The following is a 14,708-nucleotide window of genomic DNA, read 5'->3' on the forward strand; positions in this document are numbered from 1 at the left end:
GGATCGAAACGGACGGAAGCCGGGCGGCGTGCGATGCCGGCACGTCGCCGTCCGGCTTGCGGGCGCGGCGTCGCGCGAGCGTGCGAAGTAAAAGCGCCGTGTTGCACGATGTTTCGCATCGTTTAGTAAATCTGATAAAAACATTACATCACCCTTCATTTCATTGACGAAGAAACTTCCCGTGTCCTAGTCTTCCAGCACAGTCGAGATTCACGATTGGCCGTCGACGCGTCGTCGATCGTGCCGCTCGAAAACGAAGCACAAGAACTGGAGACAATCATGAATCGATTCGTCAGGCTGGGCGTCGCGATGGCCGTTGCTTGCGCGCTCGCGGCTTGTGGAGGGGATGACGGCGGCCCCGCCGCGACGGCGTCCTCGCTGGCCGCGACGGGTGCGAACGGCGCTGCGGCAAACGCGGTGCAAACGGATGACGCCGTTCGCGCCGTCTCGCTGACCCAATACGTCGACCCGCTGATCGGCACGCTCGCGAGCAATTCGCCGAACCCGGTGCCGGCCGGGCAGGCGGGCAGCGTGGTGCCGGCGGCGGGCCTGCCGTCGGGCATGGTTCAGTGGGCGCCCGATACGAACACGACGCCCGCGCCCGCCGGCAGCAAGGAGCCGGGTTCGCCCGCCGGCTACTACTACGACCTGAACTCGATTCAGGGCTTCAGCGTCACGCACATGAGCGGCGCGGGCTGCGCGGGCAACAACGGCGAATTCCCGGTGATGCCGACCACCGACGCGACGAAGCTCGCGCCGACATTCAGCCATGCGAACGAAACCGCGAAGCCCGGCTATTACTCGGTGCTGCTCGATTCGCAGATCAAGGTCGAGCTGACGGCGACGCTGCGCACCGGCTTCGGCCGCTTCGCGTATCCCGCCGGCAAGCCCGCGATCCTCGTGCTCGACGCGACGCGCACGAACACGAAGGCGTCGACGAGCGGCGCGATCACGCGCGTGTCGTCGAGCGCGATCTCCGGCAGCACGGTGGGCGGCGGCTTCTGCGGCAACTCGGTGCCGGTGCCCGTGTACTTCTATGCGACGTTCGACCGGCCGTTCGCGTCGACGTCGTCGATCTCGCGCGGCGTGGCGAAGCTCGCGTTCGATTCGGGCGCGACCGTGCAGATGAAGATCGGGATCTCGTACGTGAGCGTCGACAACGCGAAGGCGAATCTCGACGCCGAGAACAAGACGTGGGATTTCGACGGCGTGCGCGCGCTCGCCGATGCGGCGTGGAACGAGCGGCTAGGCGCGATCCGCGTGTCGAGCACCGATGCCGACGCGCTGAAGAAGTTCTACACCGCGTTCTATCATGCGCTGTGGGCGCCGAGCGTGTTCAGCGACGTCAACGGCCAGTACGTCGGTTTCGACAAGCAGGTGCACGCGGTTGCGAATGGCCAGGCCGCTCAGTACTCGAGCTTCTCCGGCTGGGACATCTATCGCTCGCTGATCCAACTGAAGGCCGTGCTGTTCCCGCGCGAGACGAGCGACATGATCCAGTCGCTCGTCAACGATGCGGACCAGTGCGGCGCGATTCCGCACTGGGTGAACGACAACGTCGAGGACGGCGTGATGCCGGGCGACGCGGGCTCGCTGATGGTGTCGAGCGCGTATGCATTCGGCGCGCGCAACTTCGACGCGCGCGGCGCGCTCGCGCACATGATCAGGATGGCGAACATTCCCGGCACCGCATGCGCGGGCGTGACGACCAACGGCGGGCGCGCGAGCTATCTGCAGACGGGCTACATCACGAGCGGCGAGTGGGGCATCGCATCGTCGACGCTCGAATACACGAGCAGCGATTTCGCGATCTCGCGCTTCGCGGGCGCGCTCGGCGACACGGCGACGCAGAAGATGCTGCTCGGGCGCTCGGCGTATTGGCAGAACCTGCTGAACGCGTCGTCGAATCCGCCGCTCGTCGCCGCGCGTCAGGCGAACGGCGCGTGGATCGCCGAAACGCCGGGCAGCACCGACAATTACGTCGAGGGCAACGCGGAGCAATACACGTGGATGGTGCCGTACGATCCCGCGGGCCTTTTCGCGCAGCTCGGCGGCAATCAGGCGGTCGTGCCGCGGCTCGACAAGTTCTTCACGGTGCTCAATGCCGGGATGAGCCTGCCGAACTTCTACATGGGCAACGAGCCGACGTTCGAAGTGCCGTGGCTGTACAACTGGGCGGGCGCGCCGTCCGGCACGCAGCGCATCGTTCAGCAGATCATGCAGACGGCGTTCAGCACGCAGCCCGACGGCCTGCCCGGCAACGACGATCTTGGCGCGGTGTCCGGCTGGTACGTGTGGGCCGCGCTCGGTCTGTATCCGCAGATTCCGGGCGTCGCGGGCTTTGCGATCGGCAGTCCGCAATTCCACGCGATCGACGTGCAGCTCGGCAGCGGCAAGACACTGAAGATTCGCGCGCCGGGCGCGCCGTCTTCGAATTACGTACAGAGCGTCAGCGTGAACGGCCGCGCGCAAGCGAGCCCGTGGATCGCGCTCGACGCGCTCGAAGGCGGCGCGGTCATGCACTTCAAGATGGGCGACGGGCCGTCGCAATGGGGCGCGGGCGAGGCGCCGCCGTCGTTCGGCGTGCCGGTTGCGCGCGACGTGGCGGACAGCTTCAACAACCGCGGCATCAGCACGGACGGCGCGGCGAACGCCGACGGCCAGGGCGCCGATTTCGACGGCAGCCTGTTCAGTTACTCGGCGGCCGCGCTCGCCCAAGCGGGCGTGCGGCCCGGCGCGCCGTTCACGTACGGCGGGGCGAGCTTCGTGTTCGGCGGCGGCGCGTCTTCGCTCGACAACGCGGTGACGGTGGGGCAGACCGTGATGCTGCCGCCGGGCTCCGCAGGCACGAGCGTCGTCGTGCTGGGTGCGTCGAACAACGGCCCGAGCACGGGCGTCGCGCAGTTGCACTTCGCGGACGGGACGAGCGCGCAGGTCACGCTGTCGTTCGACGACTGGACGCTGAACGGCGGCAGCACGAGCGCGAGGTCGGCGATCGCCGTGACGTCCGCTTATCGCAACGCCGGCAACGGGCAGAAAGACAACGTGAAGACTTACGTTTTCGCGCAGAAAATCCCGCTGCCGGCCGGCAAGGTCGTGACGAGCGTCACGCTGCCGCGGCAGGTGAGCGCGGGCAAGATGCACGTGTTCGGCATCGGCGTGGCGGCTTGACATAGGCGCGCGCCATGCCGATGCGTGGCACGCGCTCGATGCATTCTAGGCGGGCCGGTCGCGGCCCGTGACGTGCGGCGGCGCGTCTTCGCGGACTGCGCCGCCGCATGCCGCTTCGATGAGCGGCGAATTGTCTATTGCGCTTGGCGAAGAATCGCCACGATCAACGCGCGTTATCTCCTCATTGTTCCCTCCTGGTTTCACGATCGAATATGTCGGGCGGCAATCCGGTGCGTTGCACCGACTGAATTTCAATGAAAGTCTCGGCGTTTTAGTTTTACGATCGACTGATCAAATAATCTACAAAAGATAATCCAATCGGGTCCGTCATAAAAACAAAACACTCGATTTGATTGCGATCCGCGAACACTTCCTCGACGCTCGCGGAATCGTTTCATGTGCCCTTCTTTTGGAAATTTCATTCCTTTGATCAATCGGCTTATCGGCGCGGATATATCGAATTATTCGCGTACTGCCCGGCTGCATTTTAAATTTAATCGTAAGAAAATTCTCCGAACAGTCATTTCGATTAATGCGTATTTATCGGATTTAATGCGAAAAATAGAATCTGCCTCGCCATCAACTCATTTGATCAGCGAGGTCGAAATTCATGAGAAACGACCGGAACCACGAGATCGCTCTGGCGATCCTGGGCGAAATTCTCGAGATTCACCGGCGGTATCCGGAATACACGACGGATTCGGACATCCGTCACGAAATCGAACAGATCCACGCGGTTCAGCTTCCCAGAATCCGGACGTTCGTCGACGCGGCGCGGCCGGTTCGCTTCGTCCTGCCGGCGTTTCCGTCGAAATCGCCGAATCCGAACAAGGTGCTGGGGCGGCTGCCGGACATGGCGGAGAAGCTCTCGCTGTCGTTCCTGAACGATCTGTGCGAGCGGATTCGTCGCTTCTACGCACCCGGCGCGACATTGACGATCTGCTCGGACGGCCGCGTGTTCGGCGATCTGATTCGCGTCGACGATCGCGACATCACCGCGTACCAGGGCGCGCTGACGCGGATCATCGCGGATCTGCGCGCGGATCATCTGTCGACGTACAACCTCGAGAACTTCGAGGCGTTTGCGGATCGCACGTCGAATTTCGACGACATGCGGCGGCTGCTCGTCGACGAATTCGCCGACCCGATCGATGCGATCAAGCGAAAGCTGACGGGCGAAGAGGAGGGCACGCTGCTGTATCGAGCGATCACGCGCTTCATGTTCGAGGACGGCTTCACGCCCGACTATCGCGGCTCGAAAGCCGCGCTGCAGAAAGACTCGAAGACGCGCGCGCTCGGCGTGATCCAGCGTAGCTGGGCGTGGGGCGCGCTCCTCGCCACGCAGTTTCCGGATGCGATTCGGCTGTCGATCCATCCGCAGCCGGCCGCGAGCCCGAAGATCGGCGTCCACATGATGCCGACGCGCGACAACTGGCTGACGCCGTGGCACGGCGTTGCCGTCGACGCCGGCGATCAGTTCGTGCTGATGAAGCGCAGCGACGTCGAGCGGCTCGGCGGCCGCGTCGTGATGCGCGACGCTCGACCGAGTCACTACGAAATCGAACGTTCGCGGATTGCCTGCGGCGACCTGCTTGCGCTTGCCGTCGCGCGCGGCGAACACGCGTCGGCCGATGCCGGCGACAACCTGATCATTTCGGAGGCCGTATGAGCGACTTTTTCATGCAGCGGTCGGTATCGCTCGAACCGCTCACGGGCGATGCCGGCGCGCCCTGTTCGTTCGGCGTGCTGGTGAAGCCGCGCCATGCGCACGTTCACGTCGGCGAGCTGTCGATCGAGTGGCTGCGCGCGCTGGTGCGCGGCCAGCAGCTCGTCGTGCTGCGCGGCTTCGACAGTTTCGTCGACGCGGCAAGCATGACGCGCTATTGCGCGACGCTCGGCGAAATCATGATGTGGCCGTTCGGCGCCGTGCTCGAGCTGATCGAACAGGCGAATCCCGCCGATCACGTGTTCGCGAGCAGCTACGTGCCGCTGCATTGGGACGGCATGTATCTGGAGACCGTGCCGGAATTCCAGGTGTTCCAGTGCGTGCAGGCGATCGGCGAAGCGGACGGCGGGCGCACGACGTTTTCGAGCACGACGCAGGCGCTGCGCGTCGCGACGCCCGAGATGCGCGCGCTCTGGCAGCGCGCGCACGGCCGCTATCGGCGCACGGTGGAGCTCTACAGCAACACGGTCGAGGCGCCGATCGTCGAGAAGCATCCGCGCCGCGAGTTTCCGGTCTTGCGCTTCTGCGAGCCGCCGATCGAAGGCGACAGCACGTTCATCAACCCATCGAGCTACGCGTTCGGCGGCATCGCCGAAGACGAGAAGGGGGCGCTGCTCGGCAGCCTGAGGCGCGCGCTCTACGATCCGCGCGCGCATTACGCGCATCGCTGGCAAACGGGCGACGTCGTGCTCACCGACAACTTCACGCTGCTGCACGGCCGCGAGAGCTTCACGAGCCGCACCGGCCGCCATTTGCGCCGCGTGCACATCCACGGCGATCCGCCGCTGCGCAATCCGCATCTGTCGAAGCAGCCGCAGCGCGCGGCGGCCGCCGATGCGGCAGCCTGACCAACTCGTCGACGGAGAGACGACCATGACGTTGATGACCGGAAACGATTATCTCGACAGCCTGCGCGACGGGCGCAACGTGTATCTCGGCGGCGAACGGATCGCCGACGTCACGTCGCACCGCGCGTTTCGCAACGCGGCGCGCAGCATCGCTTCGCTGTACGACGCGCTGCACGGCGAGCATCGCGAGCGGCTGACCGCGCCCGATCGGCACGGGCAGATCACGCACCGCTTCTTCAAGCCGAGCTATTCGGTCGACGATCTGCTGTCGGCGCAGGACGCGATCGAGCTGTGGTCGAAGATGACCTACGGCTTCATGGGCCGCACGCCCGATTACAAGGCGGCGTTCATGTCGGGGCTCGAGGCGGGCGCCGGCTATTACGGTGATTTTCGCCAGAACGCGGCCGACTGGTACAAGCGCTTCTCGGGCAGCGGCCTGTATCTGAATCACGCGATCATCAATCCGCCGCTCGATCGCAGCAAGGCGATTCACGACATGCGCGACGTGTTCGTGCACGTCGTCGACGAGACCGATCAAGGCATCGTGGTGAGCGGCGTGAAGATGCTCGCGACCGCCGGCGCGCTGACCAACGCGACGTTCGTCGCGCCCGTCGCGTCGGCGCTGCTCGAGCCCGGCAAGGCGGACGACTTCGCCGTCGTGTTCTTCGCGCGAATGGACAACCCGGGCCTGAGCCTGATGTGCCGGCCGTCGTACGAGGCCGCCGCGACGAGCCCGTTCGACGCGCCGCTGTCGAGCCGCTTCGACGAGAACGACGCCGTGCTGATCTTCGATCGCGCGTTGATCCCGTGGGAAGACGTGCTCGTCTATCGCGACGTGAAGCGCGCGACCGGCTTCTACGCGGCGTCGGGCTTCGCGAATCTCTACAACTTCCAATCCGGCATCCGGCTCGCGGTGAAGCTGGAGCTGATGATCGGGCTGTTGTCGCTCGGCACGCAGGCGAACGGCACGCAGCAGTTCCGCGGGATTCAGGCGGCGCTCGGCGAGCTGATTTCGCTCCGGCATCTGCTGAAGGCGATCACGTCCGCGATGGCGCACGATCCGGATCGCACGCAGGCGGGCGTCGTCGTGCCGAAGCTCCAGTACGCGTCGGCGCTGCGCATCCAGGTGCCGCAGATCTGGAAGCGCGTGCGCGAGCTGATGGAAACCGCGCTCGGCGGCTCGCCGCTCGTCACCGTGTCAGGCGCGGCGGACTTGCTCGATCCGCAGGTGAAGGGGCTGATCGATGCGTACTACCGCGGCGCGGCGCTCGAGCCGGAGCAGCGGATCAAGCTCTTCAAGCTGATCTGGGACGCGACGGGCAGCGAGTTCGGCTCGCGTCATTCGGTCTACGAAACGCATTACTCCGGCAATTTCGACCAGATACGCCTCGACTCGCTGACGTGGGCGACCCGGTTCGGCCAGCTCGCCGATTGCGAAGCGTTCGCGCAGCGCTGCATGGACGACTACGACGCGTCGGGCTGGTCGCGCGGCCCGTGGCTGCACGACTGAATCGCCCCGTCGATCCCTATCGTTTCAACTCAAAGGAGCAGCTATGTGCGGTATCACTGGATGGGTCGACTTCGGCCGCGATCTGCGCAACGAAGCGCGGATCGTCGACGAGATGACCGATACGCTCGCGCGCCGCGGGCCGGACGCGCGCGGCGTGTGGCTCGACAAGCACGTTGCGCTGGGGCACCGGCGCTTGTCGATCATCGATCTCGAGCGCGGCACGCAGCCGATGCTCAGCCCCGAGCGCGGCCCGCGCGATCTGCCGCGTGCGGCGATCTCGTATGCGGGCGAAACCTACAATTTTCGCGAGCTGCGCGCCGAGCTGGGCGCGCTCGGCCACCGGTTCGGCACGCATTGCGACACCGAGGTCGTGTTGCGCGCGTATCTCGAATGGGGCGCGGCGTTCGTCGATCGCCTCAACGGGATGTATTCGATCGCGATCTGGGACACCGCGCGCGACGAGCTGCTGCTCGTTCGCGACCGGCTCGGCGTGAAGCCGCTGTTCTACTACCCGACGGCGGACGGCGTGATCTTCGGTTCGGAGCCGAAGGCGATTCTCGCGCATCCCGACGTGCGTGCGCGCACGTCGTCCGAAGGGCTGTGCGATGCGCTGCTGTTCCTGCGCACGCCGGGGCAGGTGCCGTTCACCGGCATGCGCGAGCTGAAGCCCGGTCATCTGCTGCGCGTGCGGCGCGGCGGCATCGTCGAAGAGCGTTACTGGGCGCTCGAGGCGCGCCCGCACACCGACGACCTGCCGACGACGATCGCGACGATCCGCTCGCTGCTCGACGACATCGTGTCGCGCCAGATGATCTCCGACGTGCCGCTGTGCGCGCTGCTGTCGGGCGGCGTCGATTCGAGCACCGTCGCCGCGCTCGCGCAGAAGCAGCGGCGCGCGAACGGCGGCGGCGCGTTGTCGACGTTCTGCGTCGACTTCACGGGCCACACGCGGAACTTCCAGGCCGACCCGATTCGCCCGACCGCCGATGCGCCGTTTGCGCTCGAAGTGGCGCGACACATCGGCAGCGACCATCACACGATCGAGCTGAACCAGGATGGGCTGCTCGATCCCCAGGTGCGCGAAACGGTGCTGCGCGCGTGGGATCTGCCGTTCAACTTCGCCGATCTCGACGTGTCGCTGTATCGGCTGTTCGCGCAGGTGCGCAAGCACGCGAGCGTCGCGCTGTCGGGCGAGGCGGCCGACGAAATCTTCGGCGGCTACCTGTGGTTCTCCGATCCGGGCGCGCGTCGCGCCGAGACGTTCCCGTGGCTCAAGCTCGGCGCGCATCGCGGGCTCGATCCGCGCGCGCTGTTCCATCGACGGTTCATCGACGATCTGAAGCTCGGCGAATACGAAGCGGACCTGTACCGCGCGGCGCTCGCCGAAGTGCCGCGCCTCGACGGCGAAAACGCGGAGGACCGCCGCACGCGCGAGCTGCACTACCTGACGCTCACGCGCTGGCTGCCGGTGCTGCTCGACAAGAAGGACCGGATGGGAATGGCGAGCGGCCTCGAAGGGCGCGTGCCGTTTTGTGACCACCGGCTCGTCGAGTACGTGTTCAACATCCCGTGGTTGATGAAAACGTTCAACGGCCAGGAGAAGGCGCTGCTGCGCGCGGCCGCCGCCGATCTGCTGCCCGAATCGGTGCTGAACCGCAAGAAGGCGGCGTATCCGTCGATTCAGGCGCCGGGCTACGACCGCGGCCTCATCGACCGCCTGAACCGGGCGATCGACGCCGGCCGCGCGCCGCTCAAGCCGTTCATCGACGCCGACGCGCTGCGCAATCTGACCGCGAGGACCGCGGCCGGAAGCCTTTCGGAATTCGAACGAATCCTGCTCGAATCGAGCAGCCGGCTCAACCACTGGCTCGATCTCTATCGGGTCGAAATCGACGGCGTGACGGCCGGTTGAGTCGTCGACGAACATTTCATTTGGAGAGCGTATCAATGCAAGCAATCGAGATTCGCGAGACGGGCGGCCCGGACGTCCTCGACTACGTGACGCGCGCCGAGCGCGATCCCGGCGAGGGCGAGGTGCTCGTCGAGCTCGCCGCGGCGGGCGTGAACTTCATCGACCTGTATCGCCGCGAGGGCCGATATCCGATGCCGCTGCCCGGCACGCCGGGCGAAGAGGGCGCGGGGCGCGTGCTGGCGGTCGGCCCGAACGTCAAGCGGTTCAAGCCGGGCGAGCGCGTCGCATGGACGACCGTGATGGGCAGCTATGCGACGCGCGTGATCGTGCCCGAGGACAAGGCGATCGTCGTGCCGGACGGGATCGATCTGCGGACGGCCGCCGCCGCGCTCGTGCAAGGGATGACCGCGCACTATCTCGTCCACGATTCGTACCGCGCACGCGAAGGCGACGTCGTGCTCGTCCACGCGGCGGCGGGCGGCGTCGGGCTGCTTCTGACGCAGTGGCTGAAGCGGCGCGGCGCGCGGGTGATCGGCACGGTGTCGACCGAAGAGAAGGCGGCGCTTGCGCGCAGCAACGGCGCGGACGACGTGATCCTGCGTCACGCGCGCGACGATCTCGCCGCCGAAGTGCGCCGGCTGACGGACGGCAAGGGCGTGCACGCGGTGTACGACGGCATCGGCGCCGCGACGTTCGACGCGAGCCTCGCGAGCCTCAGGACGCGCGGCACGCTCGTGATCTTCGGCGGCGCGAGCGGCCCTGTGCCGCCCGTCGACGTGATGCGGCTGCTGTGGGGCGGCTCGCTCACGCTGACGCGCCCGTATCTCGAGCACTTCCGCGCGACCGTCGACGAATTCCTGTGGCGCGCGGGCGAAGTGTTCGACGGCATCCTGAACGATACGCTGAAGATCCGGATCGGCGGCACTTATCCGCTTGCCGAAGCGCGTCGCGCGCACGCGGATCTCGCGGCGCGCAAGACGACCGGCAAGCTCCTGCTCGTGCCGTGACGCCGTTTCGTTTCGCCCGCTCACTCACTCATTCATTCATTCATTGAACAGGATGCCTATCTATGGGAAAGATCATCGGCGCCGGCCTGATCTCGCACGCGCCCGTCGTGATGATGTCGGAGGCGACGCGGCTTCGCGAGAACGGCGGCCGCGATTTCACGCTCGCAACGGGCCTGATGCGGTTGCGGCGCGACGTGTTCGATGCCGACGACTACGATACCGTGCTCGTCTTCGACAGCCACTGGCGAACGACGACCGAGGCGGTCGTCACATCGCACGCGCGGCGCGAGGGCCGCTTCACGTCGGACGAGATGCCGAACGCGATCCGGCAGTTGCCTTACGATCTCGCCGGCGATCCCGAGCTCGCGCACGCGATCGCCGAACTGGCGCCGCGGCGCGCGTCGTGGATCGCCGCGGTCGACGATCCGTGTTTGCCGATTCATTACGCGACGCTCAATCCGTGGACCTACCTCGGCCGGCCCGACAGGCGCTGGCTTTCCGTCTCCGTGTGCCAGACCGCGACCGCCGGCGATTTTCTGCGAATGGGCGAGATCGTCGCGGAAGCGATCGGGCGGCTCGAGCGCAACGTGTTGCTGGTCGCGTCGGGCGGACTGTCGCACGTGTTCTGGCCGCTCGCCGAGCTGCGCAACCGGATGGCGGGTGCCGCATCGAACATCGTGACGCCTGCGGCGCGCGCAGCCGACGAGCGGCGGATCGCGTGGCTCGAAGAAGGGCGGCACGACCGGGTGATCGACGCGATGCCGGAATTCCTGCGTTTCAATCCGGAAGCGAACTTCGGCCACTATCTGATGATGGCGGGCGCGATCGGCGCGCGCGCGTGCGTGGCGCGGGGGCGACGCTTCGGCGAGTACGAGAACGGGATCGGCACCGGTCACGTTCACTTGTGGTTCAGCCCGGCAGACGGCAGTTGGACGCAGACTGCGGCAACGCAGCGCGCTCGGAAAGCGGCGAGCGCATGAACGTCGCGGCGCCCGTGCGCGCGAAGCGCCCGGCGCCGTGATCCTTCGATGCGCCGACGCCACGCTAGGCGGAGATCGGTGCCCGCCGCTCGGGCGCGCGGGCACCGACCGGCCGGGCCCGCGCCTGCGCGCGCCCGACGCCCGACGCCCGACGCCCGACGCCCGGCAAGCGGCAAGCGGCAAGCGGCAAGCGGGCGAACATCGTCGCAAGCGCCGTGTCGCGCGAAGCGGCCGTTCGGGCTCGCCGTTAGACCGGAATCGCGCCCGTGTACGTCTGCTCGCCGGGCAAGCGGGCCAGATACGCCTGGACCGCGCCGAGGAACAGACGCTCGCGAACCGATGCGTGCCGCGGTGACGTGCGAAACGCATAGATGCCGCCTTTGGGCATCGTCCATGTTGGCAGCAGCCGATGCAGACGTCCTTCCCGCAAGTCTTCGGCCACCAGATAGTCGGGAAACGCGGTGATGCCCGCGCCCGCGAGCGCCATCTGATGCGCGAGCAGCACGCTCTTCACCTTCAGGCGGCCGTTCGTCTGAATCCGGACCGAGCGGCCGCCGTTGCCGAACACCGAATAGCTGAGATTCGCGAGCCCGCCGTGCCCGATCCAGTGCGAACCGGGCAGATCGTCGGGATGCCGGGGCACCGCGTGCCTGCGCGAATACTCGGTAGATGCGACGAGCACTTGGTCGAACGCGCCGAGCATCTTCATCCGGAAACCTTTCTTCTTCGGCCACCCCGTTTCGAACGCGAGATCGATGCGTTCGCCGACCAGGTCGATTTCAGCATCGTTGCAGACGATCTCGAGCTCGATCTGCGGATGCTGGTGAATGAAGGTTGCCGCGATCGAGCTCAGATGCGCGGTGGAAAAGCCGCTCGGCGCAGCGACGCGCAGCAGGCCGGTCGATTCGTGGCGCAGGCACCGGATGCTGCCGATCACGTCGTGAAGGCCGCTCACGAACTCCTGGGAGGCCGAATACAGTTTGTTGCCGGCGTCGGTCGGCGCGATCCTGCGGGTGCTGCGCATCACGAGCTGCGTGTCGATCTCGGCTTCGAGACGACTCAGGTATTCGCTGACCAGCGACTTCGACATGCTCAAGCACTCCGCTGCCGCGGTGAAACTACCCTTCTCGACAATCGTCATGAAAACGCGCAGGTGATTCAAATTTCTTATCCCCACCTCGGACATATATCCCACCTCAAGAACGGTCAAGTTTCGAAATGCCGGGCGGCGCCCGCCGTGTCGCGGACGGGGCGCCGATGTCGCGCGTGCGCTGCATCGCAATACGGCGACATGAACCCGGCGCTGGATCTGGAAGATGGTTGTTCCGCCGCATGCGGGGCGTGTCGTCGGGGAGTATCGTGGGCGAGCGCGACGTCGGGCAGGCAAGGCGGCGCGCACGGCCGCGCGCGATCCGCGCGTCGCGAATCGCGGCTGTCGACGTGCGGGCCGGCGCCGACGGCTCGGCGCGAGTCGGGCGACCGGCGCCGCCGACGCGGCGGCGGGCTGCGAACGTCAAGTTCGTCCTCCTTTGCATGCTCGATCCACGAAAGACGGGCCGGACGAGCCGACATTCATCGCGGCCCGTGTTCTTCATGTGCGGCAATCGGTTCATCGGCAATGCGATGCGGCAGCAATCCGGTCCCGCGGAATCCATGCTCCCTCGCATACGCTTTACAACCATCTCCGTCAGTATTCCATAGCCAACTTAAGACCTTAATAAAATAATGGTAAATAATTTTATATGAGACGATTGTCTCGTCGAGAGGGCGTCGATATCTCGTGCAGAGCTGCACGTAGGCGGCGGTTGAATCCATTCATTATTTCGGCCTCATTCGATGTGTTTACGGTGCTTATGGCGCATAGCGCGCTTGCATGGATCGCACGTGAAGCCGGCGGAGGATTCGGACGTGGTTGCCGATCGAGTTCCGGGCCGGCGGAATCGGGCTGGAGCGGCATTTCGACCGGCGACGCGGCGGCCGTGCCGACGCGGGATACCGCTACGGCGCACGGTGAGAGGCAGTGAATCCTGACGGAAAATGCGCGAATTCGGATGGATTCGGCGGAATCGAGAATATTCGGACAAGTGCCGCATCGTCGATTTTTATGCGATGGGGATGCCGGTATTTTTAGGAATTAAGTTACCTGAAGGTTACTTGTCTCGCCGATCGAATATTCAAGATGAGTTACCTTCCGGTTACTAATAACTCGAATGCGAGATTTGCTCGATGATCTTTCGTGACGCTTATCGACGGCGATTCGGTGTAATCGCTTATTGACGGGCGCGATAAGCGGCTCGAAATGGCTGATCGTAGTCAGTAGTCAGTAGTCAGCAGCTAGCAGTCAGCGGCTCGTGGCATGCGGCACGCGGCACACGACCGCACAGCCACGGAGTTGCGCAGCCGGTGCGCGAACGTCATGGATTCGCGCGATGCCCTGCCGCACGGCGTACCCATGCGGCAAAACGGCGGCATGGCGCGCGCACGTCTCATGATGTGCTCATCCGCAACCGCAACCGCAACCGCATCTGCCGGCGTTCGCGTTCGCATCCGCATCCGCGTCGACCGTCACGCGGACAGAAAGAACTCGCGAAGATGCCGATTGAACGTGCTCGGCCGCGCGAGATTCATGCCGTGGGACGCGCCCGCGATCGTGGCCCGCGACGCGTTTGGCATCCATCGGCTCAGCGCGTCGACGTTCGCGTGAAAGTGAGCCGGGCTCTTCTCGCCGTCGATCAGCAGCGCCGGACACGCGACGCCGCGCGCCGTTTCCGCCGCATACGCGGGCAGCGGATCGCGCAACTGCATGGCGAGCGTATGCGCGTTGTCGGTCGCCATCGTGCGGAAGACGCGCGTGCTCTTTCGCCAGGTGCCGGGACGGCTGACCGAATCGACGAACAGCTCGAGCCCGGCGTCGGTCTCGCCTTGCGCGATCAGCGCCACCGCGCGCGATCGCAGGCGCTTCGTGTCGAGCGACGCCTTTGCGTCCTCGGCGGCCGGGCCGGCGAGCGATCCGCCGGGGTCCGCGAGCGTGAGTGAACGGACGAGCGACGGAAAGCGGGCCGCGACGTGAAATGCGACGCAGCCGCCGCGCGAATGGCCGACGAGATGCACGGCGCCGATGTCGAGACGTTCGATGAACGCGCCGACTTGGTCGGCGTGCGTGCTCCAGCTGAACGGCGGCAGCGATGCCGCGTGCGGCGCGGGCCAATAGTGCGTGAGGCTCGGCGCGATGCAGTCGAAATGCGCGGCGAGGCCGCTCGATTGGGCATGCCAGAAACGGAAATCGCACAGCGAGCCGTGGACGAACAGCACGGCCGGGCCGTTGCCGGTTCGTACGTAGGGCATGCGGATGCCGCCGGAGATTTCCAGCGTCGTTGCGGTGTCGGGGGAGGAAAGGTGATTCACGGTCGATGTAGCGGCGCAATGTCGCACGCAATGATAAGCGCAGCGGGGCGGCCGACGCCATCGGTCGGACGCCCCGGGCGCCGCGTCGTGGCGATGCGGCGCCGGACGCCCGTCGGACCGTGGCGCGCGCGCGGAATTTTGCAGCCGAA

General features: G+C 65.9%; 9 protein-coding genes. 7 read left to right on the top strand and 2 right to left on the bottom strand.

The genetic code is table 11. The features are described 5' to 3' along the window. Positions 1–216: 216 nt before the first annotated feature. The 7 genes from WS91_RS27155 to WS91_RS27185 all read left to right on the top strand — a co-directional run bounded on the left by WS91_RS27155 (position 217) and on the right by WS91_RS27185 (position 11,154). Positions 217–3,171: a GH92 family glycosyl hydrolase gene (locus WS91_RS27155; RefSeq protein ID WP_059644734.1), complete on the top strand. Its 2,955-nt coding sequence runs from the start codon at positions 217–219 to the stop codon at positions 3,169–3,171. 610 nt (positions 3,172–3,781) lie between these two features. Further along, positions 3,782–4,840 (top strand): L-tyrosine/L-tryptophan isonitrile synthase family protein, encoded by a 1,059-nt coding sequence (locus WS91_RS27160; protein ID WP_038745988.1) that lies wholly within the window; start codon positions 3,782–3,784, stop codon positions 4,838–4,840. Continuing rightward, entirely contained in the window at positions 4,837–5,745 is a 909-nt protein-coding gene (locus tag WS91_RS27165) for a TauD/TfdA dioxygenase family protein (RefSeq protein ID WP_059671368.1), read from the top strand. Before WS91_RS27160 ends, WS91_RS27165 begins: the two co-directional genes overlap by 4 nt. A 25-nt stretch (positions 5,746–5,770) precedes the next feature. Next, positions 5,771–7,255, top strand: a complete 1,485-nt coding sequence (locus WS91_RS27170; RefSeq protein ID WP_059671440.1) for a 4-hydroxyphenylacetate 3-hydroxylase family protein — start codon at positions 5,771–5,773, stop codon at positions 7,253–7,255. A 43-nt stretch (positions 7,256–7,298) separates the two neighbouring features. Next, complete coding sequence (gene asnB / locus WS91_RS27175; RefSeq protein WP_059671369.1) at positions 7,299–9,167, top strand: asparagine synthase (glutamine-hydrolyzing); 1,869 nt, start codon at positions 7,299–7,301, stop codon at positions 9,165–9,167. 35 nt (positions 9,168–9,202) lie between these two features. Continuing rightward, complete coding sequence (locus WS91_RS27180; RefSeq protein WP_059671370.1) at positions 9,203–10,174, top strand: quinone oxidoreductase family protein; 972 nt, start codon at positions 9,203–9,205, stop codon at positions 10,172–10,174. 62 nt (positions 10,175–10,236) lie between these two features. After that, the gene (locus WS91_RS27185) at positions 10,237–11,154 is read left to right on the top strand and encodes a 3,4-dihydroxyphenylacetate 2,3-dioxygenase (protein ID WP_059576736.1); all 918 of its coding nucleotides are present in this window, start codon (positions 10,237–10,239) and stop codon (positions 11,152–11,154) included. Positions 11,155–11,401: 247 nt separating this feature from the next. Here the strand turns inward: WS91_RS27185 and WS91_RS27190 are convergent, their stop codons facing one another. Continuing rightward, positions 11,402–12,340 carry a LysR family transcriptional regulator gene (locus WS91_RS27190; RefSeq protein ID WP_081989453.1) on the bottom strand — a complete coding sequence of 313 codons (939 nt, stop codon included), beginning with the start codon at positions 12,338–12,340 and terminating at the stop codon, positions 11,402–11,404. A gap of 1,379 nt (positions 12,341–13,719) precedes the next feature. After that, entirely contained in the window at positions 13,720–14,499 is a 780-nt protein-coding gene (locus tag WS91_RS27195; protein WP_082758389.1) for an alpha/beta fold hydrolase, read from the bottom strand. Positions 14,500–14,708: the final 209 nt, after the last annotated feature.

The sequence above is a fragment of the Burkholderia sp. MSMB1498 genome (assembly GCF_001526245.1).
Taxonomy (GTDB): domain Bacteria; phylum Pseudomonadota; class Gammaproteobacteria; order Burkholderiales; family Burkholderiaceae; genus Burkholderia; species Burkholderia savannae.